This is a genomic window from Polaromonas sp. P4_H1, assembly GCF_056400945.1.
In genome coordinates this window covers 59,163-80,238 of the sequence record NZ_JBFUKG010000019.1, presented here as the reverse complement: position 1 = coordinate 80,238, position 21,076 = coordinate 59,163, and the positions used below count along the sequence as shown (strand labels likewise).

The window sequence follows — 21,076 nt, the reverse complement described above, 5'->3', positions numbered from 1 at the left end:
ATGGCTTCCCTGTATGGGCCGGAGACATGGGGCCAGTATTGACGGATCGAATTCACCAAAAAAAGGAAACCATGACCTGGCAAACCCTTGTTGCCCAGCCCAGCGAGCTGGGCGAGTCCCCGTTCTGGCACCCGGATGAACAAAGCCTTTATTGGGTCGACATTCCGGGCCGGCAGATTCACCGCTGCAAGGTGGGGGAGGCGTCGAATGGCCCGGTGGAAAGCTGGGCCATGCCGACCGAGCCCGGCAGCATCGCACCGGCGCGGACGCGGGGCCAGGCCAGCGGGCTGGTCATCGCGTTGCGTGACGGCATTTACCGCGCCCGGCAGTGGGGCGGCGCGCTGGAGCAACTGGTGCGGGCCGGGCATGACACCACCACCACGCGCTTCAACGACGGCAAGGCCGACCCCCTGGGCCGCTTCTGGGCCGGCACCATGTACGAGCCCCGCGACGCCAGACAGGCTCAACTTTTTTCAGTGGATTGCCGCGACGGCCGCGCGCCCCTGGTAGAGCTCAAGGCCGGCGATGCCATCATTGCCAACGGACTGGCCTGGTCGCCCGACGCCGCCACCGTCTATTGGACCGATACGCCCAGCCACACCATTCACGCCTGGGACTGGGAGGGGCAGAGCAATGCCATGAGCCGGCGCCGTGTGTTCCGGCAGTGGCCGGGAAAACCTGAGGGCTGGCAGCCCGGCATGCCCGGCTACGGAGGCCGGCCGGACGGCGCCGCTGTGGATGTGGAGGGCAACTACTATGTGGCCATGTTCGAAGGCGGCCGGCTGCTCAAGCTGTCGCCCGCCGGTGAGCTGCTGGCCGACATGGCTGTGCCGGCGCGGTGCCCCACCATGCCGTGCTTTGGCGGGCGCGACCTGCGAACGCTCTACCTCACGACGGCACGCTACAAGCGCCCCGACGAGGAGCTGCAAACCTGGCCGGACTCGGGCTGCGTGTTCTCGATGCGGGTCGATGTGCCCGGCCTGCCGGTGAACTTCTTCAGGGACTGAAGGGCGGGTTCTGCGGTGGGGGTGGCGCCGGCCCGCAGGAAAAAATCGAACACGGCCCGTTCAAAAAAATCAAAACCCCGTCCGCCGGAGCCGCTTACCATTGGCCCATGGCTTCAGATATTGCAGATACCGAGGTGACGGCGGCCTTGGCCGCGCGGGTGCGGGACGCCTCCGCCAGAGGCACGCCCCTGCGCATCCGGGGCGGCGGCACCAAGGACTTTTATGGGCAGGCCCTGAAGGGCGACGTCCTCGACATGAACGTTCTGGCCGGCGTGGTCAGCTACGAGCCCAGCGAGCTGGTGGTCACGGTGCGCGCCGGCACCCCGCTGGCCGAGCTGGAAGCCCTGCTGGCGGCCCAGGGCCAATGCCTGCCGTTTGAGCCGCCGCATTTCGGCGGTTCCGGTGCGCGGGCCACGGTCGGCGGCATGGTCGCCAGCGGCCTCAGCGGACCGGCGCGCAGCAGCGTGGGGGCTGTGCGTGACTACATGCTGGGCGTGGTCCTGCTCAACGGCAAGGCAGAGCGGCTGACCTTTGGCGGCCAGGTGATGAAGAATGTGGCCGGTTATGACGTGTCGCGCCTGATGGCCGGCTCGCTCGGAACGCTGGGCGTGCTGCTGGAGGTCTCGCTCAAGGTGCTGCCGGTCGCGCCGCTGGAGGCCACGCTGGTGTTTGACATGGATGAAGCGGCATCCCTGCGCCAGCTCAACCGCTGGGGCGGACTGCCGTTGCCGGTCAATGCATCCTGCTGGCACGACGGCCGTTTGTGGGTTCGCCTGCGCGGCGCCAAGGCGGCGGTTGCTGCCGCGCAAAAAACCATGGGCGGCGACCTGGTGGACGAGTCATCGCACACATCGCCCAAGCTGTGGGCGGCCTTGCGTGAACAGACGCTGCCTTTTTTCGAACTCCAGGAGGGCGAATCCCTGTGGCGCGTCAGCGTGCCCGACACGGCCGCGCCGCTGCCCCTGGGCCCCACGCTGCTGGAGTGGGGTGGCGCACAGCGCTGGGTGAAACGGTCGGGCGGACGCCCGGCCGATGATGCTCAGGCTATTCGCGAGGCCGCGCTGGCGGCCTCTGGCCATGCCACGCTGTTTCGTTCCGCCGACAAGACCATTCCGGTGTTCTCGCCGCTCAAAGCCCCGCTGGACCGCATCCACCGCGACCTCAAAAAACAGTTCGACCCGGCCGGTGTTTTCAATCCGGGCCGCATGTTTGCGGACTGGTAAGGAAAAGCAGGGCCAAGCATGCGACGTCTGCGCCACCTGACCGGGCAACACCGGACGGCTTCCATCAACCGCCTGCTCGGCGGCGTGCTCGCCTTCAATGCCGGGGCCATCAATGCGGGCGGCTTCCTGCTTGTCAGCATGTACACCTCGCACATGACGGGGTTTTTGTCCATGCTGGCCGACAACCTGATTCTGGGCCACATGACGCTGGTGCTGGGTGCCGTGGGCACTCTGCTGGCCTTTACCTCCGGGGCGGCCCTGACCGCCATCCTGGTGAACTGGGCACGGCAGAACCGGCTGCGCAGCGAGTATGCGCTGCCCCTGCTGACGGAGGCCATGCTGCTGCTGGTCTTCGGGCTGCTCGGCGCTACGCTGAATCGCCAGACCCCTTTTGCCGTCCCGCTGACCGTGCTGGTGCTGGCGTTCACCATGGGTCTGCAGAACGCGCTGGTCAGCAAGATTTCCTCCTCGCAGATTCGCACCACCCACATGACCGGCGTCCTGACCGATGTGGGCATTGAGCTGGGCAAGATGTTTTACTGGAACCGGACTGCCAGCCCGCCCGAGTCCCGTGTCCGCGCCAACCGGATGAAGTTGCGCCTTTTTGGCACCCTGCTGGGCATGTTTGTTGCCGGCGGCGTGGTGGGGGCATCCGGGTTCAAGTATGTGGGCTTCATCTGGGTGGTGCCCCTGGCGCTGCTGTTGCTCGCCTTGTCCTTGCCGCCCCTGTACGCGGACTTTCACCGCACCTTGCGGCGCAAGGTCAAAGCCATCCAGCAGTCTTCCTGAGCACCATGCAAACCCATCTCGCCCCCGAATTCAAAAACACCGCCGAAGGCCGCGAGGCCGAAGCGATTTTGCGCAAGTGCGTGCACTGCGGCTTTTGTACCGCCACCTGCCCCACCTACCAGCTGCTGGGCGACGAACTCGACGGCCCGCGTGGCCGCATCTACCTGATCAAGCAGGTGCTCGAGGGCGAAGCGCCCACGCGCAAAACCCAGCTGCACCTGGACCGCTGCCTGACCTGCCGCAACTGCGAGACCACCTGTCCGAGTGGCGTGCAGTACGGCCACCTGGTGGACATCGGCCGCAAGCTGGTCGACGAGCGCGTGCCGCGTCCGGCCGGTGAGCGCACCGTGCGCTGGGCACTTAAGGAAGGCTTGCCTTCCCCGCTGTTTGCGCCTGCCATGAAAGCCGGCCAGACTGTGCGTGGCCTGCTGCCTGCGGCCCTCAAAAACAAGGTGCCGCAAAAGCAGGATGCTGGCGCCTGGCCGCAGCGCACGCATGCCCGCAAGATGCTGATGCTCGAAGGCTGCGTGCAGCCCGCCATGATGCCCAACATCAATGCCGCGACGGCGCGCGTGCTGGACGCGGCCGGCATTCAGACCGTCTTGGCGCGCAAGGCCGGCTGCTGCGGTGCGGTCAAATTCCACCTCAACGATCACGAAGGCGGAAAGGCCGAGATGCGCCGCAACATCGACGCCTGGTGGCCGCACGTGCGAGCAGGTGAAGACGGCGGCGTTGAGGCCATCGTCATGAACGCCTCGGGCTGCGGCGTCACCGTCAAGGAGTACGGCCACATCCTCAAGGACGACCCGGCCTACGCGGCCAAGGCGGCGCGCATCAGTGAGTTGACGCGTGACCTCAGTGAGCTGCTGCCTGAATTGGTGGCCCAGCTGCACGGCAAGGTCACGGTCAGCACGGATCCGATGGTGTTTCACCCCCCCTGCACCCTGCAGCACGGCCAGCAACTGCGCGGCGGTGTTGAAAAGCATCTGGGCGAGCTGGGCTTTGACATCAAGGTGGCCACCAACGAGGCGCATCTGTGCTGCGGTTCGGCGGGCACCTACTCGGTGCTGAACCCCGGCATTGCCTATCAGCTGCGCGACCGCAAGCTGGCCAACCTGGGTGAGATGGCGCCGCAAATCATTGTCTCGGCCAACATCGGCTGCATCACGCACCTGCAAAGCGGCACGGCAACGCCTGTGCGGCACTGGATCGAAGTGCTGGACGCTGCGTTGACGCCCTGAGTTGAGTGGAAACACCGGACCAGCCAGGGCAGCGGAACTGGCTCCGCCAGGCCGCAGGCGCAGCGCCCCCTCGGGGGGCAGCGCACCACGCGAAGCGGGAAGCGTGGGGGCCAACATCCCTACTGACACCACGTTGTCAGTAGCAGGTGCGCACCATCAAGGCTTCTTCCACACAACAGGAGCCTTCCATGAAAAACGCCATCAGCTGGTTTGAAATCCCCAGCACCCAACTGGACAAAGCTCAGGCTTTTTACGAAACCGTTCTCAATTGCAAGATGCGCCGCGAGGCCATGGGCCCGTCTGAGGGTGCGGTGTTTCCCTATGACGGGGAGGGCGTGGGCGGCGCCTTGATGGCTGGCCCTACCGCGCCGGCGCTGGCATCCGGCGGCACGCTGGTCTACCTGGACGCCTCGCCTTCGCTTGATGCCGCCCTGGCGCGCGTCGTCAAGGCCGGTGGCAAGGTCGCCTTGCCACGCCAGGCACTGCCGCCCGGCATGGGCTTTTTCGCCCACATCACCGACCTGGACGGCAACCGCGTTGGCCTGCACGCACTGGCATGAGCTGCAAGAACTGGATTGCCGTCGCCAGCGCCGAGCATGCGCGGCGTGGGTGCGCGACGTTGGACACCGGCTACATGCAGGTGTGCCACGGCAAGTGTGCGCCGCTCAAGCGTGCATCAGCGGGTGATCGCGTGGCTTATTACTCACCCACGCTGGCCATGGGTGGCAAAGACAAATTCCAGCGCTTTGTCTCCATCGGCGTGGTGCAAGCCGGCGAGCCCTATGCCTTCGACATGGGCGGCGGTTTTGTGCCGTTCCGCCGCGACGTGGCCTATGTGGCCGCGCGGGAGGCATCCATACTGCCCTTGCTCGACGAGCTCGAGTTTGTGGAAAACCGCCAGCGCTGGGGCTACAAGTTCCGGTTTGGCCTGTTCGAGGTCAGCGACCACGATATGCGGCTGATCGCGCGGGCCATGCAGGCGGATCTGGCGGCGCTGGGCCTGCAAGCCGGCGCAGGCCAAAGCCAGGCCTGGCGTTCAGATGGACAACTGCGCCGCGCGGCGAGACATTGCGCCTGAGGGCCACCCGGTGCTCCCCTATCATTCACACACCATGCGCCGCGCCGACCGCCTCTTTCACCTTGTGCAGCTGATCCGCGGCCGGCGTTTGAGCACGGCGGAATTCCTGGCGAAGCGGCTCGAGGTGTCGGAGCGCACGATTTACCGCGACGTGGCCGACCTGCAGCACCAGGGCGTGCCTATCGAGGGCGAGGCGGGCGTGGGCTACCGGCTGGGCGCGGGCTTTGACCTGCCGCCGCTGATGTTCACGCAAAAGGAAGCCAATGCGCTGGCCGCGTCGGTGCGCTTGGCCCAGGCCTGGCTGGACCCGGCCATGGCGGGCGATGCGGAGGCGGCCTGGAGCAAGATTGTCTCGGTGCTGCCGCCTGCCGCGCGCGCGGCGGCCGAGGGCGTGCCGCTGTACGCCGTGGTGATAGAGCCCGACGCGGCCACACAGCGCAGCCTGCAGCTGCTGCGCGAAGCGGTGCATGCGCGCCGCAAGGTAAAGGTGCGCTACCTGGATGCGGGCGGGCGCGAAAGCCGGCGCGTGCTCTGGCCGCTGGGCTGTTTTTACTGGGGCAGTGTCTGGACGCTGGGCGCCTGGTGCGAAGCCCGGCAGGACTTTCGCAGCTTCCGCGTGGACCGCATGGCTGCGGTCGAAGTACTGGACGAGCGCGTGGGCCATGAGGCCGGCCGCACGCTGGCGGACTACCTGCGGTCGGTGAAGGCCAACACCAGGCCGGCCTGAACCGCGAGCCAGGTCGCCTCAGGCCGCGAGCGCGGCCTCGATATCCTTGGCCAGATCGGCCGGTTTGTCGGTCGGCGCATAACGCCGGATGACCTGTCCGTCCTTGCCGACGAGGAACTTGGTGAAGTTCCATTTGATGGACTTGCTGCCCAGCAGGCCCGGGGCTTCGGACGACAGCCACTTGTACAGCGGGTGCGCGGCAGGGCCGTTGACGTCGATCTTGGACATCATCGGAAAACTCACGCCGTAATTGACCTGGCAGAACTCGGAGATTTCGCTGTCGCTGCCCGGGTCCTGCGAGCCAAACTGGTTGCACGGAAAGCCCAACACCGCCAGGCCCTGGCCGGCGTAGTTCTTGTGCAGTTCTTCCAGTCCGCCAAACTGCGGGGTGAAGCCGCACTGGCTGGCGGTGTTCACAATCAACATGACCTTGCCCGTGAATTCGGACAGGGGAACGCTTTGGCCATTGATCTGGCGGGCTTCAAAATCGTAAACGGTGCTCATGGGTTTGCTCCTTGTCGGAGCCGGCTTGGCTCACTGTCATTTTGCGCCAGTTTGCGGCGCGGGCGCCAGCGCGGCCAGCAGGGCGGCCAGCACAATCAGGCCACCACCGAGCAGCGTGCGTGGGCTGAAGTCGGCCACGCCCATCATCGCGGCGGACACGCTGGCGAACAAAATCTCCGTCAGCATCACGATGGCGGTGGTGCTGGCCGCCAGCCGCGCCGCGCCGTACTGAAGCGCCGTGTTGCTGGCGAGAAAGGCGATGCACAGGCCTACCGCCACGCCCAGCCCACCGGCCCCAAAAGCAGGGGCTGGAACAATCTGCCAGGCCATGCCGGCCAGCGCGGTTGCGCAGGCCATCAGTGCACCCCCGCCAAACATCGCCAGCATGCGCGACTCGCTCGGCGTTGAGCCGAGCCTGCGCAGCAGCACATTGGTGACGGCAAAGCAGAGGCCCCCCATCAGGCTGAGCCAGTCGGCCGCGCTTTGCGGCACGGGCCACGGCGTGCCGGGCGACTTCAGCACAATCACCACACCTGTGAGCGCCAGTGCCAGCCTGAACAGCGATGCCGCCGTCGGTTTTTCACCCAGTACGGCCCAGGCGATCAGCACAGACCAGACCGGCATCAGATAAAACAGCAGCACCACCCGGACCACGTCGCCCACCGTCACGGCCCAGTTGAATCCGACGTTGGTCAGGCCCGCCGCTGCGAGCAGGAGCAGCAGCGCGGGGTACTGCAGCAGGCCACGCCAGGCCTGCGGGCGCCACGCCAACACGCCCAGGGTCGCCACGCTGTAGATCAGCGTGGTGGCCCACAGCGGGTGCAGGCCATAGGCCAGCAGCTCGCGAAACGGCCACCAGGAGACGCCCCAGACAAAGGCGTTGATGACGAGTGCGCCGGCGGCTAGTAGAGCCCCACGGTCCCTCACTGCGTGTAGCTCCCTGCCCCCGAGGGGCCGTCAGCCGGCTCGGGGCGGCCCTTCGCCGCTGGTGCCCCACGGTCGCTCACTGCGTGTAACTCCCTGCCCCCGAGGGGCCGTCGCTTGCTCGGGGCGGCCCTTCGCCGCACGTAGCCCCACGGTCGTTCACTGCGTGCAACTCCCTGCTCCCAAGGGGCCGTCGGCTGGCTCGGGGCGGCCCTTCGCTGCGCGTGGTCCCACGGTTGTTCACTGTGGGTACCTTTCCCCAAGGCTCGCGTCGGCCGACATCAGTGAAATTTGTCGCTGCGGGCGATGCTGAGCAGGTGATCCACCTGCTCCTTGTATTTGATGCAATTGCTTTTGTGCCAGCGCTGGATCAGCCACATGAAGCCGGCCACCACCATGCCAAAGGCGGTGATGGCGCCAAAGGCCGACAGGCCCATGCCGGTGGATAGGCTGTAGAAAGCGCCCAGGCTCAGGATGCAGGCCTGTTCGTTGAAATTCTGCACGGCGATCGAGCGGCCCGCGCCCATGAGGTTGTGGCCCCGGTGCTGCAGCAGCGCATTCATGGGCACCACCAGAAAACCACCCAGACCGCCCAGCAGGATCAGGAAGGGCGCGGCGACCCAGACGTTGCCAATGAAATTCATCAGGATGACCAGCACGCCCATGGCAATGCCCAGCGGCATCACGGTTGCGGCCTGGTCCAGGCGCATGCGCATCGAGGCCAGTATCGCGCCCACGGCCGTGCCGATGGCCACCACCCCCACCAGGGAAGAGGCCTGCGTGGTGCTGTAGCCCAGGGCGGCCGCACTCCATGCCAGGACGATATAGCGCAGGTTGCCCGACACGCCCCAGAACAGTGTGGTGGTGGCCAGCGAGATCTGGCCCAGTTTGTCGCGCCACAGCGCCGCGTTGCAGTTCCAGAAGTCGGGCAGCAGCTCCAGCTTGTTGCGCGGCATGGGGCGCATTTCGACGCCGGTGTCGGGGATGCGCGTGTTGAACCAGGCGGCAATGCTGTACAGCAGTATCAGCACGGCAATGGCGGCTTCGGGGGCGGTGTCGACGCCGGTGTTGATGAGGGGGAAGTCAAACGACAGCAGCAGATGGGACACCGAATGGCCCACCAGTTGCCCGCCGAGCAGCACGCCCAGGATGATCGATGAGATGGTCAGGCCTTCAATCCAGCCATTGGCCTTGACCAGCTGCGAGGCCGGCAGCAACTCGGTCAGGATGCCGTATTTGGCGGGCGAGTAGGCGGCAGCGCCGAGCCCGACGATCGCATAGGCCAGCAGGGGGTGCGAGCCAAACAGCATCATCAGGCAGCCAATCACCTTGATGCCATTGCTCACAAACATCACCTGGCCCTTGGGCCGCGCGTCGGCGAAAGCCCCGACAAACGGCGCCAGCACCACGTAAAACAGCGCGAACATGGGAACCAGCGCCGCGGGCTGCCACTTGGGCGCCCCGCTGGTTTTCAGCAGTTCCACGGCGGCTACAAACAGCGCGTTATCAGCCAGCGAGCTGAAAAACTGGGCTGCCATGATGGTGTAAAAACCGCGCTTCATTAAATTATGTTGATCACTGCCTGAATTGCATCAGTCCGGCTGATACCGCAAGATAAGGGTGAATGTCTCCGAATGATTCCGGTTTATAGCATGGGGGCTGGTGTCAGAATCCGGAAAGACCTTGAAGAGGCACATTAACCGCAGCGGCCCGCGCCGCCTTTGTCCACTAAGTCACGCTATTTCACCTTCTACCAATTTGCGCCATGCCACGTCCCATTCTTGCCACCATCCACCGCCCGGCGCTCGCCCACAACCTGGCACGCGTGCGCGACGCCGCACCTGACGCGCGAGTCTGGGCGATCGTCAAGGCCAATGCCTACGGCCACGGCATCGAGCACGTCTTTGACGGGCTGCGCAGCGCCGACGGTTTCGCCCTGCTCGACCTGGCGGAGGCGCGACGCCTGCGCGCGCTCGACTGGCGCGGCCCCATCCTGCTGCTGGAAGGCTGCTTCGAGGCGCGCGACCTGGAGCTGTGCTCCCGCCTGGGCTTGTGGCATGCCATCCATTGCCAGGAGCAGATCGACATGCTGGCCGCGCACAAGACGCAGATTCCACACCGCGTGTTCCTGAAAATGAATTCCGGCATGAACCGCCTGGGTTTCAAGCCCGAGCGCTTTCGCGCCGCGTGGACGCGTCTCAATGCGCTGCCGCAGGTGGACGAGATTTCACTGATGACGCACTTCTCGGATGCCGACGGCCCGAAAGGCATCGCGGCGCAACTCCGGGCATTTGATGCCATCACCCATGACCTGCCTGGCGAGCGCACGCTGAGCAACAGCGCGGGCGTGTTGCGCCATGGCGATCAACTGGCGGCCCGCTCCGACTGGGTGCGGCCCGGCATCGCCGTCTACGGCAGTGCCCCCGACTTCCCCGAGCACAGCGCCGCCGAGTGGGGGCTGCAGCCGACCATGACGCTGTCGTCCCGCATCATCGGCGTGCAAGACCTGGTGGCCGGCGACACGGTGGGCTATGGCTCCAGTTTCACCGCCGACGGCCCGCTGCGCATCGGCGTGGTCGCCTGCGGTTATGCGGATGGCTACCCGCGCCACTGCAGCACGGGCACGCCGGTGCTGGTGAACGGCGTACGCACCCGCATGGTTGGGCGCGTCAGCATGGACATGATCACGGTCGATCTGACGCCGGTACCCGACGCCGGGATGGGGGCGGAGGTGACCTTGTGGGGCCGGTCTTCGGGCGCCGTCCTGCTGCCCATTGACGAAGTGGCGCAAGCCGCCGGAACCGTGGGGTATGAGCTGATGTGCGCGGTGGCGCAACGCGTTCCGGTGGTGACTGAGTGAATGTCATTGGCTGGAATGTGCGCCTGGTATGCATCTGGGAATTGTCAGATTCACCTGCGATGGTTTCAATGCACATCTTGTGAATATCCTGTGCGATTGATAGGGTTTGGCAGCCAAAATCTGTGAGTAACTCTGGAATAGCATCGGGATAACTTTTAACGACGATACGGTTTTTGTCCACGCATCTGGACCTGGTTCAGCTCTCATGGTTTGGCGGGAGCTCCCATTTGCCATTTGAATTCCTGGTTCGATTTCCCCAACAACAATTAACTCCTGGAGCATTTTTAATGCCATCCCAAGTCACCGTCCGCCCTATCGCTGCCGCGGACTTCGAGGCCTGGCTTCCCCTCTGGGCGGGCTACAACAAGTTCTATGGGCGCTCAGGCCCCACCGCGCTCGCGGACGACATCACGCGCATGACCTGGTCGCGTTTCTTCGACGCGTACGAGCCGGTGCATGCGCTGGTCGCCGAGTCCGACGGCGAGTTGGTGGGGCTGGTGCATTACCTTTTTCATCGCAGCACGACCCGCATTGCGCCCACCTGCTATCTGCAGGATCTGTTCACCACCGAATCAGTCCGTGGCAAGGGTGTCGGCAGGGCGCTGATCGAAGCCGTCTATGCGCGGGTGAAAGAGGCCGGCTCATCCCGTGTGTACTGGCAAACACACGAGACCAACACGACGGCAATGGCGCTCTATGACAAGGTGGCCGAGCGCTCGGGTTTCCTGGTCTACGGAAAAGCGCTGTAGCGCGCCAAGTCTTCGGTTGCTTCAGTTCACTGCGGCGCGATCTTCGCGCCGGTGAGCTTCTCCTGCGCCGTCACCAGGGCCGGGACGAACTTCTTGCCCTGGCCCAGGGCGCTGGCGGTGACCAGGCTCTGGTGCACGGCCTCGCCGACGAGCGACGGGACATTCACCATTTCGGCCAGGTGGGTGTAGTAGCGCAAGTCCTTGCGCGCATTGTCCAGCTCGAACTTCAGGCCTGTGAAGTCACCATTCAAGGTCTTGGCCATGGCCTGGAACAGGCCTGAGTTCACCGCACCCGCCGAGACCACGTCGACCAGCTTTTGCGGGTTGATTCCGGCCAGTGCGCCCACGGCAAAGGCTTCGGCCGTGGCCGTGCAAATGGCTTGCCCGATGAAGTTGTTGAGCAGCTTGATCACGTGGCCAGCGCCGGGGCCGCCGACGTGAAAGATGTTTTCGCAATAGGCCGCCAGCACCGGACGGATTTTGTCGAACACGGCCTGCTCGGCGCCCACCATGGTGTTGAGCTTGCCCAGCTCGGCCTCCACCGGTGTGCGCGCCAGCGGGGCATCCACCAGGGTGGCGCCATGCTCCGCGCACAGGGCGGCCAGGCGCCGCGTGGACTCCGGCTCGCTGGTCGACGTGTCGATCACGATCAGGCCGGCGCGCGCCCTGGAGAGCACGCCGCCGGGCCCGGACAGGGTCTGCTCAACCTGGGGAGAGCCGGTGACGCAGATGACCACCGCGTCGCAGTCGCCCAGCGCCGCGGGGCTGGCGACCTGTCTGGCGCCGGCGGCCAGCAGGTCGGCCACGCGCTCGGTGTTGCGGTGCACGGTCAGGCTGAGGTCAAAACCCTTGGCCTGCAGGTTGCGCGCAATGCCGTGGCCCATCAGGCCCGAAGCGCCGATCATTCCAATGTGTTCCATGCTTGTCTCCTGTGAAAATTCAATGAACGGAAAGGGTTTTGACTGCGCACTGTAGTCCGGCCAATCAGCAAGGTGGCTTTGGGTACGTGCACGCGCGCAGGCTCAGCGCTTGCGCAATCCCAGCACCATCACCGCCCCGACGACCAGCAGCGCCCCCGCCACCTGCACGGGCGCAATGGCCTGGCCCAGAATCAGCCAGGCCAGTACCAGCGCGCAGACGGGCTCGACATTCATGATGGCCGAGTTGCCGACAACGCCAAGCCTGGGCAGCACGGTGAACATGATGGTGAAGGCCGTGCCGTAGAGGCCCGTGAGCGCCGCCAGACCGCCCCAGCCTGCCGGGTGCTGGGGCAGATGAAACCCGCCCTGGCTCGCCACCGCGCTCAAGGCCACCAGCCCCGCGATGGACATCGTGGTGGCCGTGCGCACCCGGCCATCCACATCGGCCGCTTCATGCTGCGTAATCACCAGCGCCAGCCCGAAAGTGGCGGCTGCACCGAGCGCAAAGGCGACGCCAGCGCCTATGCGTGCCCACTGGCCCGAAGCGTCCAGGCCGGACGCCGCGCCGAGCACATCCAGTGCCAGCGCCAGACCGAGCAGGATGACCGGCATGGCCACCAGCAAGGCGCGCTCGGGCGCCTGCCGGTACACCAGCCAGGCCCACAGCGCCGTCCAGATCGGGTAGGTATTGAACGCCAGCAGGGCCAGCGCCACCGGCAGCCGCGCGACCGATGAGTACAGGCACAGGCTCTGGACGCCGATCAGCAGGCCGATCAGCGGCAGCATCCGCTTGTGGCGTGCGCTGAACTTCACCTGCACGCGCTGCGCCACCAGGATGGCGGCAATCACGCAGGCGGTGATGACGCTGCGAAACACCACCGCGGTGGCCACGTCCACGCCGTGGTTGAAGGCAATGCGCGCCGCCACATGGTTGGCGCCCATCATGAGCGCGATCAGCAGCAGCGTGGCAAAAGCGGTTCCGCTGATGGCTGTGCGGCCGGGGCTGGGCATCAATAAAGCCCGTGCACTCTGGCATGCAGCCGCGCCAGGCCGAGCAGCGCGTCTGTGTAGGGCGTGGGCACCTTGGTCAGCCCGCCCAACTCCCTGACCACGGTGACCAGCGCATCCAGCTCGACCGCCTTGCCGGCCTCCACGTCCTGCAGCATGGACGTCTTGAAGGCGCCCAGCTTGAGCGTCACGGCATGGCGGTCTTCGGGGCGCTGGTCGATGTGTATGCCGATACGCGCGCCGATCTCCCTGGCTTCCAGCATCACGCTGGAAACGAAGCCGCGCACCAGCTCATCGTCCATGATGCGGTCGGTGGTGGCGCCGGTCAGCGCGCTGATCGGGTTGACCGTCATGTTGCCCCACAGCTTGAACCAGATGTCTTTCTGGATCTGGTCGGACACCGGGGCCTCGAAGCCGGCCTTTTCCAGCAGTGCCGCCAGCTGCCGCACCCGGGCCGTCTTTTCGCCCGAGGGCTCGCCCACGATGAGCTTGTTACCGAAATGATGGTGCACCTGACCCGGTTCGTCCAGGGAGCAGCTGGCATGCACTACGCAGCCCACGATATGCCGTGCCGGAATGGCCTCGGCCAGCGCGCCGTCCGGGTCGACGGAGGTCAGGCGCGTGCCCGCCAGCGCACCGCCAAAGCCCTGCAAAAACCACCACGGCACGCCGTTCATCGCGGTCAGGACCATGGTGTCCGGGCCGATCAGCGGCGCGATATGGCGCACGACCTCCGGCAGTGACGGCGCCTTGACGGCCAGCACCACCAGGTCCTGCACGCCCAGGTCGGCCGGCAACGCACTGGAGGCGACAGCCTGCGAACTCATGCGCCCGCCCTGGTGCAGGCGCAGGCCATGCAGCTGCAGGGCATCGAGCGTGGCACCGCGGGCCACCACACTCACGCTGCAGCCGGCACGTGCCAACCCGCTGCCGATCCAGCCACCGATGGCGCCCGCGCCGTAAATGCAGACTTTCATGCTGGAGTCCGTCAAGTTGTTAAGGGAAATTGATCCCAAGAGAAATTAGCCCCTCAAGAGCAGGGAGCTACACGCAGTGAACGACCGTGAGGGCTCTTCCCTCCAGCCGGGGCCGCGGAACCGGCTTTGCCGGGCCGCAGGCGCAGCGGCCCCCTCGGGGGGCAGGGAGTTACACGCAGTGAGCGACCGTGGGGGCCACATTCTCTAGCCTTCCGGCGTGAACCCAACGGCTTTCACCAGCGGGCCCCAGAGCTCGGTGTCGGCTTTCAGCATCGCGGCCAGCTGGGCGGGCGATGTGGGCATCACCTCCAGGTAAGACACCGCCAGGCCGTCAATCACATCCTGCGATGCCAGCGCCGCACGGATGGCGCTATTCAAGCGCTGCACCACGTCCTGCGGTGCCTTGGCGGGCAGGAAGAAGCCAAACCATTCGGTGAACGCCATGTCCTTGAAGCCCTGCTCGAGCAGCGTCGGCGTATTCGGCGTGAACTTGCCCCGCCTGGGGCCGCTGGTGGAGAGCAGGCGGCATTTGCCGGCGGCCACATGCTGGGTGAACTCGCCGGTCGGGCCGGACACGGCGGCAATCTGCCCGCCTATCATGTCCAGCACCGCAGGCTGGGTGCCGCGAAACGCCACATGGCGCAAATCGACGTTGGCCGCGCGGCCCAACAGGGCGCCGATGAAGTGTGGCGACGAACCGGCGGCGGGCGAGCCGAAATTGGCCAGGGTCGGGTTGGCCTTGCACCAGGCCAGGAACTCGGGAACGGTCTTCACGCTGGCCGGCACCATGGGGCCGACGGCAAAACCGTAGTCAAACACGGCGGCGGCCGAAACCGGCGTGAGGTCGGCTACCGGGTCGTAGGGCAGCTTTTTGTAGGTGTGCGGGTAAATGCCCAGCATGGACATGGGCGTCAGCAGCATGGTGGCGCCGTCGGGCGCGGCGTTTTTGACAAACTGCACGGCGATCTGGCCGCCGGCGCCGGTCTTGTTTTCCACCACCGCGCTTTTGGCATAGCCGGGATGCAGCTTGTCGGCCACGCGGCGCGACACGATGTCGGCAGTGCCGCCGGGCGCAAAACCGGCGATGACTTTGGCGTTGTCAATGGCCTGGGCCCAGGCCTGCTGGCCGATGCCGGCGAGCAAGGCGGCGGCGCTGGAAGACTGGATGAGCTGGCGGCGTGAGATGTTCATGGTGTGTCCTCGAAAAGTCGATGTAATCGTTGGTGAACCCGCAGATATTGTCCATGGCAAGCGGGCAGGTTGTTTGGATGTTGTTCAGCCCTGGGCAGTATTCAGGTGCGCGGCCAGGTTGTTGCGCTTGCCTTCGTACGCCGGCGCGCCTTCGTCGATATGCAGCGTGAGGCCGATGGCGTGCCCGGCAAACACCGTTTCCAGGTGGGCGCTGGCACTTGCCAGCACCGCATCGCCGGCGCGCTTTTTCAGCGCCTCGCTGCGGCCCGGCGTGATGCGCAGGCTGAGGTAAACAAAGGCCCGGTCGGGCTGGCCGTCGGCCACGGCAAAGTACGGTGCCGGCCAGGCCATCACGCGCGTGCCGGCGACCGGGAACAGCGGCGCCACACCGTCTTCTCCGCGCAGTGCCACCAGCGTGGCAGCCAGGGTTTTGCACAGGGCGTTCATGTCGGTGACGCTGTCGAGGTTGGCGGTGTATTGAATGTTCAGGTGAGGCATGGGGATCCGGAGGGGGAACAAGCCGAAGAAGCCAGGAAGCCGAATAAGCCGGCCGGGTCAGTGATTATTCACCTGCCCGCAAAAACAGGTGGCGCGCCCTCATCGTCAAGATGTCGATACTGGTTGTTTGTACAGTAATATTCGCCCATGGCCAAAGAAAAAACGATTTACACCTGCACGGAATGCGGCGGCACCAGCCCCAAGTGGCTGGGCAAGTGCCCGCACTGCACTGCCTGGAACACGCTGATCGAGTCGGTCGCCGAAAACAGCTCACCTGTCAAAAACCGTTTTGCATCCCTGGCCAAGGCCTCCGAGGTGACCACCCTCTCCGACATTGAAGCCACCGACATGGCGCGCACACCCACGGGCCATGAGGAGCTGGACCGGGTGCTGGGCGGCGGCATTGTGGATGGCGGTGTGGTGCTGATCGGCGGCGACCCCGGCATTGGCAAGTCCACGCTGCTGCTGCAGGCGCTGGACTCCCTGCAACGTGCCGGCCTGAACACGCTGTATGTGACGGGCGAGGAAAGCGGGGCGCAGGTTGCGCTGCGCTCGCGCCGGCTGGGGCTGGATGGCTCGCAGGTCAAGGTGCTGGCGGAGATTCAGCTGGAGAAAATCCTCGCCACGCTGGAGGCAACCCGGCCGGCGATTGCCGTCATTGACTCGATCCAGACGGTGTACTCCGACCAGCTCACCTCGGCGCCCGGCTCGGTGGCGCAGGTGCGCGAATGCGCGGCCCACCTGACGCGCGCGGCCAAGTCCAGCGGCGTGTGCATCGTGCTGGTCGGCCATGTCACCAAAGAGGGCGCGCTGGCCGGCCCGCGCGTGCTGGAGCACATGGTCGACACGGTGCTCTACTTTGAAGGCGACACGCATTCGAGCTTTCGCCTGGTGCGCGCCATCAAGAACCGCTTCGGCGCGGTCAATGAAATCGGCGTGTTTGCGATGACGGAGAAAGGCCTCAAGGGGGTGACCAACCCGAGCGCGATTTTCCTGTCCCAGCACAGCGAGCCGGTGCCCGGCAGCTGCGTGCTGGTCACGCTGGAAGGCACACGCCCGATGCTGGTCGAGATCCAGGCGCTGGTCGACAACGGCGGCCCCAGCCCGCGCCGGCTCAGTGTGGGCCTGGACCGTGACCGGCTGGCCATGCTGCTGGCCGTGCTGCACCGCCACGCCGGCGTGGCCTGCATGGACCAGGACGTGTTTGTCAACGCCGTGGGCGGCGTGCGCATCAGCGAGCCAGCCGCCGACCTGAGCGTGATGCTGGCCATCACCTCCAGCCTGCGCGGCAAACCGCTGCCCAAGGGCTTCATCGCCTTTGGCGAGGTCGGCCTGGCCGGCGAGGTGCGCCCCGCGCCGCGCGGCCAGGAGCGCCTGAAGGAAGCGGCCAAGCTGGGGTTTAGCGTGGCGGTGGTGCCCAAGGCCAATGCGCCGAAAAAGCCGATCGAAGGGCTGACCATCCATGCGGTGGAGCGTGTGGAACAGGCCATGGAAGTGGTGCGCAGTCTGGCCGTTTGAACTGAGAGCGGATTGGTCCTAAAGTCATGCATGTGGCCGTTCCAAGCCATCACAGGTCATCACAAGCACCACAAGCCATCTCGGGCCACTTCTCATGAAAATCGCGGTCATCTCGGACATCCATGGCAACCTGCCGGCCCTGCAGGCGGTGCTGGCCGACATTGCGCGTGTGGGCGTTGACCAGACGGTGAACCTGGGCGATATCCTGAGCGGCCCGCTGCAGGTCGCCGAAACGGCGGACCTGCTGATGGCCCGGAACTTCCCGACCATCCGGGGCAACCACGAGCGGCAGCTGCTGGCTGTGCTCGGTCAGCCCGCCGGGCAGATCGATCCGCTCGACAGCGACGGCTACGCCGCCACCCAGGTGTCGCCGGCCCACGTGGCGTGGATCAACGCGCTGCCCGTCTCGATGGCGCTGGACAGCGATGTGTGGCTGTGCCACGGCACACCCGGCAGCGACCTGCAGTACTGGCTGGAGACGGTGGTGCCCGGCTTTGAACAGGGCCAGGGTCCGGGGGTGCGCGCGGCTACCCCCGAGGAAGTGGCCACGCGCCTGGGCAGCGTCGCTTTCCCGGTGGTGCTGTGCGGCCACACGCATGTGCCGCGCCTTGTCCAGTGCGGCGACACGCTGGTCGTGAACCCGGGCAGCGTGGGCCTGCCGGCGTATGACGACAACCATCCCTACCCGCACGTCGTTGAAAACGGCGCCCCGCACGCGCGTTACGCCGTGCTGGAAAAATCCCGCCACGGCTGGCAGGTTGAGTTGCGCGCCGTGCCGTACGACCATCTGGCGCAGGCCCGGGTCGCCGCCCATCATCAGCGCCCCGACTGGGCCTATGCGCTGGCGACGGGCTTCATGCCGCGCCCGGCCAGACCTGTGCCGCCCTGAAAATGGCGGCGGCTTGTCCCCGTGACGGCCGGGCCAGGGGCCTGAGATGCCTGGAAATCACGCTTGGAAGGCGTTCCGGGCAGCTACGCACTCCCCACAGCGCTGGTTCGGCTTGGCGGCTGCGAAAATAGCGCCATGAACTTCCAAAAAATTCTCGTTCCCGTGGCCGGCGTTGCCGTGGTGGTGCTGGCTTACCGGTTTTACGGCTGGATCGGCGTCGCGGCAGCTGCCACCGCTGTGGTGATGTGGGTGCTGCTGCACTTCACCCGGATGATGCAGGTCCTCAAGCGCGCCGCCAACCGCCCCATTGGCCACGTCGAGAGCGCCGTCATGCTCAATGCCAAGCTCAGGCCCGGCATGACGTTGCTGCATGTGATTGCCATGACCCGGTCTTTGGGTGAGCTCAAGTCGGCCAAGGGCGAGCAGCCCGAAGTGTTCCGCTGGACGGATGGCTCCGAGTCGTACGTCACCGCGACCTTTGTGGCGGGCAAGCTGGCGCACCATGAGCTTTTCAGGCCCGAAGTGCCCGATTCCCAGCCGGCGCAGGACACCCCGCCGGTCGCCCCGTAAAATCAGCGTTTCGGTTGTAACCGCCTGTCCCGGCATCGGCCGGGCGGCTGCCCCGATTTTTCGCCCTCATTTCAAGACACTTACCACACAGGATCAGCACCATGTCCCCAGTAGCACCCTCCATGGCAGACCGCGACGGCAAAATCTGGATGGACGGCCAGATGGTCGACTGGCGCGACGCCAAAATCCATGTGCTGAGCCACACCCTGCATTACGGCTGCGGCGCTTTTGAGGGCGTGCGCGCCTACAACACCGCCGGCGGCACGGCCATCTTCCGGCTGGAAGAGCACACCGAACGCCTTTTCAACAGCGCCAAGATCCTGCGCATGAAGATTCCCTTCAGCAAGGAAGAGGTCAATGAGGCGCAAAAGGCCGTGGTGCGCGAAAACAAGCTCGAAAGCTGCTACCTGCGCCCGCTGACCTGGATCGGCTCGCAGAAGCTGGGCGTGTCGCCCAAGGGCAACCAGATCCACCTGATGGTCGCCGCCTGGCCCTGGGGCGCCTACCTGGGCGAAGAGGGCATGAAGCGCGGCATCCGCGTCAAGACCTCCAGCTACACGCGCCACCACGTCAACATCACCATGACCCAGGCCAAGGCGGTCAGCAACTACACCAACTCGATCCTGGCCAACATGGAAGCGCTGGACGACGGCTACGACGAAGCGCTGTTGCTCGACGCTTCGGGTTTTGTCAGCGAAGGCGCGGGCGAAAACATTTTTGTCATCAAGGGCGGCGTGGTTTACACGCCCGATTTGTCGGCCGGCGCCCTCAACGGCATCACGCGCAACACCGTGCTGCACATCTGCAAGGACCTGGGTCTGGAGCTGGTGCAAAAGCGCATCACGCGCGATGAGGTCTACATCAGCGACGAAGCCTTCTTCACCGGCACTGCCGCTGAAGTCACGCCCATCCGCGAACTGGACCGCATCGAGATCGGTGCCGGCTCACGCGGGCCGATCACCGAGAAAATCCAGACTGCCTTCTTTGACATCGTCAACGGCCGCAACCCGAAGTACGCCCACTGGCTGGCCAAGGTCTGAAGCGCTTACCGATTACTGAAAACCCGAACATGAGCACCCCCACGACGACCACCCATTCCTCCCCTGTGGAGTTGCTGGCTTCCGACCTGAACGCCCAAGGCGGTGTCTACTGCCCCAGCCCCAAGGCCGACATGAAAATCTGGAACAGCCACCCCAAGGTCTACCTGGATGTGGCGCGCACCGGCCAGGCCAAGTGCCCCTACTGCGGCACCGTCTACCAGCTCAAAACCGGCGAACACTTTGGTGGTGGACATTAGGCCCCCACGCTTTTCACTGCGTGTAATGCGCTGCCCCCCGGGGGGGCTGGCCTTGCTTGGGGCGGCCCTGCGCTGCGGCCGATGACAGCGAAGTCGGAAACGGCCAATTCGCTTGTCATTGCGCCGCAATGGATAGGCGACGCGGTGATGACCGAGCCCTTGCTGCGCCGGCTGCACGCACGGGGTGAGCGCATCACGGTCGGGGCCTTGCCCTGGGTGGCGCCGGTCTACCGGGCCATGCCCCAGGTGGCCGAGGTCATCGAATTTCCGTTTGCCCATGGCGGCCTGCAGTTCAAGGCCCGGCGCGCCATTGCCAAGCGCATCGAAGGCCGGTTTGACGCGGCGTATGTGTTGCCCAATTCACTGAAGAGTGCGCTGTTGCCCTTTCTGGCCAGCATTCCGAAGCGCGTGGGTTATCTCGGCGAGGCACGCGTCGGCCTGCTGACCCATCGCCTGAAAAACCCCAAGAACAAGCCACCGATGGTGGCGTTTTACTCAGCCCTGAGCGGCGAGCAGGACGTGGCCGGGGACCGGCCGCAGCTGCAGATGGATGCGGCCGATGTGGACCGCGCATTGGCAGAACTCGGGCTGGCGCGTGGCGCTTACTACGTGTTTGCGCCGGGGGCCGAGTACGGCCCGGCCAAGCGCTGGCCGGCGCGTCATTTTTCGGAGTTGGCGGCGAAACTGGACCGGCCGGTCGTGTTGCTCGGCTCCGGCAAGGAGGCCGGGCTGTGCGACGAGATTGCGGCGCCGGTGAATGCGATGCAGGCCGGCAAGTGCCTCAACTTCGCTGGCCGGACTTCGCTGCACCAGGCGCTGTGCCTGATCGCCGCCAGCAAAAGCACCGTCAGCAACGACTCCGGCCTGATGCATGTCGCCGCCGCGCTGGGCGTGCCGCAGGTGGCGATTTTTGGTTCATCGAGCCCGCTGCACACGCCGCCGCTGAGCGAGCAGGCCACCGTGCTCTGGCTGAAAGCCGACCCGGCCTACCAGCCGCCGCTGGATTGCGCCCCCTGCTTTGAGCGCGAGTGCCCGCTCGGCCACATGCGTTGCCTGAATGACATCACGGCCGATCAGGTGCTAGAAAAATTATAGCGACCGAAGCC

Annotated in this window: 23 protein-coding genes; 15 read left to right on the top strand and 8 right to left on the bottom strand. The window is 65.6% G+C overall.

Annotated features, from left to right (window positions below):
- The first annotated feature begins 71 nt into the window (after positions 1-71).
- From AC1DS5_RS21200 to AC1DS5_RS21170, 7 genes are all read left to right on the top strand, one after another.
- A complete protein-coding gene (locus AC1DS5_RS21200) occupies positions 72-1,007 on the top strand; it encodes an SMP-30/gluconolactonase/LRE family protein (protein WP_477720234.1) in 936 nt (311 codons plus the stop codon).
- 107 nt (positions 1,008-1,114) lie between these two features.
- Positions 1,115-2,230, top strand: a complete 1,116-nt coding sequence (gene glcE / locus AC1DS5_RS21195) for a glycolate oxidase subunit GlcE (protein ID WP_477720233.1) — start codon at positions 1,115-1,117, stop codon at positions 2,228-2,230.
- An 18-nt stretch (positions 2,231-2,248) separates the two neighbouring features.
- Positions 2,249-3,019 (top strand): YoaK family protein, encoded by a 771-nt coding sequence (locus AC1DS5_RS21190; RefSeq protein ID WP_477720232.1) that lies wholly within the window; start codon positions 2,249-2,251, stop codon positions 3,017-3,019.
- 5 nt (positions 3,020-3,024) lie between these two features.
- Positions 3,025-4,260 carry a glycolate oxidase subunit GlcF gene (gene glcF, locus AC1DS5_RS21185; RefSeq protein WP_477720231.1) on the top strand — a complete coding sequence of 412 codons (1,236 nt, stop codon included), beginning with the start codon at positions 3,025-3,027 and terminating at the stop codon, positions 4,258-4,260.
- Between the two features lie 188 nt (positions 4,261-4,448).
- Complete coding sequence (locus AC1DS5_RS21180; protein WP_477720230.1) at positions 4,449-4,820, top strand: VOC family protein; 372 nt, start codon at positions 4,449-4,451, stop codon at positions 4,818-4,820.
- Positions 4,817-5,338 carry an EVE domain-containing protein gene (locus AC1DS5_RS21175; protein WP_477720229.1) on the top strand — a complete coding sequence of 174 codons (522 nt, stop codon included), beginning with the start codon at positions 4,817-4,819 and terminating at the stop codon, positions 5,336-5,338. The genes AC1DS5_RS21180 and AC1DS5_RS21175 overlap by 4 nt, the downstream gene beginning before the upstream one ends.
- A gap of 34 nt (positions 5,339-5,372) precedes the next feature.
- Entirely contained in the window at positions 5,373-6,065 is a 693-nt protein-coding gene (locus AC1DS5_RS21170) for a helix-turn-helix transcriptional regulator (protein ID WP_477720228.1), read from the top strand.
- A gap of 18 nt (positions 6,066-6,083) precedes the next feature.
- On the opposite strand, the gene AC1DS5_RS21165 is transcribed toward AC1DS5_RS21170, so the two are convergent.
- The 3 genes from AC1DS5_RS21165 to lplT form a co-directional block, all read right to left on the bottom strand.
- Positions 6,084-6,569, bottom strand: a complete 486-nt coding sequence (locus tag AC1DS5_RS21165; RefSeq protein ID WP_477720227.1) for a glutathione peroxidase — start codon at positions 6,567-6,569, stop codon at positions 6,084-6,086.
- Positions 6,570-6,605: 36 nt separating this feature from the next.
- Positions 6,606-7,496 (bottom strand): DMT family transporter, encoded by an 891-nt coding sequence (locus tag AC1DS5_RS21160; RefSeq protein ID WP_477720226.1) that lies wholly within the window; start codon positions 7,494-7,496, stop codon positions 6,606-6,608.
- Positions 7,497-7,774: 278 nt separating this feature from the next.
- Entirely contained in the window at positions 7,775-9,055 is a 1,281-nt protein-coding gene (gene lplT, locus AC1DS5_RS21155) for a lysophospholipid transporter LplT (RefSeq protein ID WP_477720225.1), read from the bottom strand.
- A 203-nt stretch (positions 9,056-9,258) separates the two neighbouring features.
- Here lplT and alr point away from each other — a divergent pair, with 203 nt between their 5' ends.
- Together alr and AC1DS5_RS21145 are read left to right on the top strand one after the other, a co-directional pair.
- Positions 9,259-10,353 (top strand): alanine racemase, encoded by a 1,095-nt coding sequence (gene alr, locus AC1DS5_RS21150; RefSeq protein ID WP_477720224.1) that lies wholly within the window; start codon positions 9,259-9,261, stop codon positions 10,351-10,353.
- 287 nt (positions 10,354-10,640) lie between these two features.
- Positions 10,641-11,102 (top strand): N-acetyltransferase family protein, encoded by a 462-nt coding sequence (locus tag AC1DS5_RS21145; protein WP_477720223.1) that lies wholly within the window; start codon positions 10,641-10,643, stop codon positions 11,100-11,102.
- Positions 11,103-11,128: 26 nt separating this feature from the next.
- Here AC1DS5_RS21145 and AC1DS5_RS21140 read toward each other — a convergent pair whose 3' ends face one another.
- The 5 genes from AC1DS5_RS21140 to AC1DS5_RS21120 all read right to left on the bottom strand — a co-directional run bounded on the left by AC1DS5_RS21140 (position 11,129) and on the right by AC1DS5_RS21120 (position 15,696).
- Complete coding sequence (locus AC1DS5_RS21140) at positions 11,129-12,022, bottom strand: NAD(P)-dependent oxidoreductase (RefSeq protein WP_477720222.1); 894 nt, start codon at positions 12,020-12,022, stop codon at positions 11,129-11,131.
- A 102-nt stretch (positions 12,023-12,124) separates the two neighbouring features.
- Positions 12,125-13,033: an EamA family transporter gene (locus AC1DS5_RS21135; RefSeq protein WP_477720221.1), complete on the bottom strand. Its 909-nt coding sequence runs from the start codon at positions 13,031-13,033 to the stop codon at positions 12,125-12,127.
- A complete protein-coding gene (locus AC1DS5_RS21130) occupies positions 13,033-14,007 on the bottom strand; it encodes a 2-dehydropantoate 2-reductase (protein WP_477720220.1) in 975 nt (324 codons plus the stop codon). The genes AC1DS5_RS21135 and AC1DS5_RS21130 overlap by 1 nt, the downstream gene beginning before the upstream one ends.
- Positions 14,008-14,211: 204 nt before the next feature.
- Positions 14,212-15,198 (bottom strand): Bug family tripartite tricarboxylate transporter substrate binding protein, encoded by a 987-nt coding sequence (locus AC1DS5_RS21125; protein ID WP_477720219.1) that lies wholly within the window; start codon positions 15,196-15,198, stop codon positions 14,212-14,214.
- An 84-nt stretch (positions 15,199-15,282) separates the two neighbouring features.
- Positions 15,283-15,696 carry a 5-carboxymethyl-2-hydroxymuconate isomerase gene (locus AC1DS5_RS21120; protein ID WP_477720218.1) on the bottom strand — a complete coding sequence of 138 codons (414 nt, stop codon included), beginning with the start codon at positions 15,694-15,696 and terminating at the stop codon, positions 15,283-15,285.
- 147 nt (positions 15,697-15,843) lie between these two features.
- On the opposite strand from AC1DS5_RS21120, the gene radA reads away from it, so the two are divergent.
- The 6 genes from radA (at position 15,844) to waaF (ending at position 21,065) form a co-directional block, all read left to right on the top strand.
- Positions 15,844-17,214, top strand: a complete 1,371-nt coding sequence (gene radA, locus AC1DS5_RS21115; protein ID WP_477720217.1) for a DNA repair protein RadA — start codon at positions 15,844-15,846, stop codon at positions 17,212-17,214.
- A gap of 94 nt (positions 17,215-17,308) precedes the next feature.
- The gene (locus AC1DS5_RS21110; RefSeq protein ID WP_477720216.1) at positions 17,309-18,103 is read left to right on the top strand and encodes a metallophosphoesterase family protein; all 795 of its coding nucleotides are present in this window, start codon (positions 17,309-17,311) and stop codon (positions 18,101-18,103) included.
- 135 nt (positions 18,104-18,238) lie between these two features.
- On the top strand, positions 18,239-18,673 hold the full coding sequence (locus AC1DS5_RS21105; RefSeq protein ID WP_477720215.1) for a glycerate kinase: 435 nt from the start codon (positions 18,239-18,241) through the stop codon (positions 18,671-18,673).
- Between the two features lie 101 nt (positions 18,674-18,774).
- Complete coding sequence (locus AC1DS5_RS21100; RefSeq protein ID WP_477720214.1) at positions 18,775-19,713, top strand: branched-chain amino acid transaminase; 939 nt, start codon at positions 18,775-18,777, stop codon at positions 19,711-19,713.
- A 29-nt stretch (positions 19,714-19,742) separates the two neighbouring features.
- Entirely contained in the window at positions 19,743-19,970 is a 228-nt protein-coding gene (locus AC1DS5_RS21095; protein ID WP_477720213.1) for a zinc-finger domain-containing protein, read from the top strand.
- An 81-nt stretch (positions 19,971-20,051) separates the two neighbouring features.
- Positions 20,052-21,065 (top strand): lipopolysaccharide heptosyltransferase II, encoded by a 1,014-nt coding sequence (waaF, locus tag AC1DS5_RS21090; protein WP_477720212.1) that lies wholly within the window; start codon positions 20,052-20,054, stop codon positions 21,063-21,065.
- Positions 21,066-21,076 lie beyond the last annotated feature (11 nt).